Raw genomic sequence first — 1,201 nt, 5'->3', positions numbered from 1 at the left:
GGAAGGGGATGGACCCCACATTTGTGCGCGCGCGAGCGGGATTACACACGGACTTGGCTCAGGCGCATCTGGTGCGGGCTGAGTACGACGACGCGCAAAAACATCTGAGGCAGGCTCGCTTGCTGGCGAACCGCACTGGTTCGGTCCGCCAGCGCCGACGCGTCGACCTGCTCAGCGAGCGCCTGTAAACCCCTGCTTACCCCTGCTCGCAAGAATGTGGAGTAGGGCAACCAGGGTGCCAGACCCCAGCAACTCACCGCGTGCCATGAGTCCTGGGATGTCAGCCAACGGAACCCATTCGATATGGCCTGCTTCTTCGAGGTCTGTCGGTGATCCAACCTTTTCGGCGCCATGAGCTACGAAGATCTCGTGCGGTGAATCCACCATGCCGACCATGGGCTGATAGGTAACGACATGCTCGACTGAATTGGGTCGCCAACCCGTTTCCTCTACGACTTCCCTCAGTGCAGTATCCGCCGCTTCTTCTCCCGTATCCACAATCCCACCCGGCAGCTCCCAGCCGAATCGCTGAGGAACAAACCGATATCGCCACATCATGAGGACACGGTCTTGGTCGTCGACCACGGCAGTAATCGCTACGTGTTGGAGCCGCACTACGTGGTGCTCGAAGCGCTCAACGCCGGGCGGCTCGACATCCCACAGTTGGAGCTTGACCCACTGGTTGTCGTACAGATCGCGCTCGCCGTGGATTCGCCAGGGCTGAAGCCCCTTGGGCGTTTCCACGGAAACGGCACCCGGAACCCGGTACGAGCTTCGTCCCCGAACTTCCAAGGTTCCCTCAGATACGAGCCGGGCGAGGACTTGACGGAGCGCTGTCCGGCCGATGCCGAGCTCTTCGCTCAGTACGCGTTCGGACGGGAACTTGTCGCCGGCGGCGTACTGGCCTGAGGCGAGCCGTTCGCGAAGCGTCTCGTAGACCTTGGTCGTCTTCGGTCCCATTCGCGGAACACTCTCCGTTCTGCCGTGGTGCGAACCAGCGTAGCTGCCGACGGCCATGGTTCCCTCAGGTCCCTCCGAGCGCGGATTTTCGAGATCAGGACGAGGTGTGGACGGGATGGGGCTACCTTCCTGTCGGTTGTTAGATAACGCCAGGTCAGGCGGATCAAAGTGCGACGGTCATGAGGCGACTGTAAATCTGCCGGCTCAGCCTTCCCAGGTTCGAATCCTGGCGCCGCCACAC

General features: G+C 61.5%; 1 protein-coding gene, 1 tRNA gene and 1 pseudogene. 2 read left to right on the top strand and 1 reads right to left on the bottom strand.

Going from position 1 to position 1,201, the window contains the following annotated elements; translation table 11 throughout:
• A pseudogene (locus tag ACQKIP_RS47825) lies at window positions 1–188 on the top strand (XRE family transcriptional regulator); the annotation flags it as partial.
• Here ACQKIP_RS47825 and ACQKIP_RS47820 read toward each other — a convergent pair.
• The gene (locus ACQKIP_RS47820; protein WP_365862838.1) at window positions 172–960 is read right to left on the bottom strand and encodes an NUDIX domain-containing protein; all 789 of its coding nucleotides are present in this window, start codon (window positions 958–960) and stop codon (window positions 172–174) included. The pseudogene ACQKIP_RS47825 and the gene ACQKIP_RS47820 overlap by 17 nt on opposite strands.
• A 157-nt stretch (window positions 961–1,117) precedes the next feature.
• Between ACQKIP_RS47820 and ACQKIP_RS47815 the strand changes: the two genes are divergently transcribed.
• A tRNA-Tyr gene (locus ACQKIP_RS47815) sits at window positions 1,118–1,198 on the top strand.
• Window positions 1,199–1,201 lie beyond the last annotated feature (3 nt).

The sequence above is a fragment of the Streptomyces sp. NPDC059900 genome (assembly GCF_050270335.1).
Classification (GTDB): domain Bacteria; phylum Actinomycetota; class Actinomycetes; order Streptomycetales; family Streptomycetaceae; genus Streptomyces.
Note: the sequence above shows the minus strand (reverse complement) of the source record. Positions and strands in the feature narration are given on the sequence as shown.

What these genes read in the sequence shown, in the direction of transcription:
- ACQKIP_RS47820 (WP_365862838.1), bottom strand. Translation starts at nt 960, where the DNA reads ATGGGACCGAAGACGACCAAGGTCTACGAGACGCTTCGCGAACGGCTC.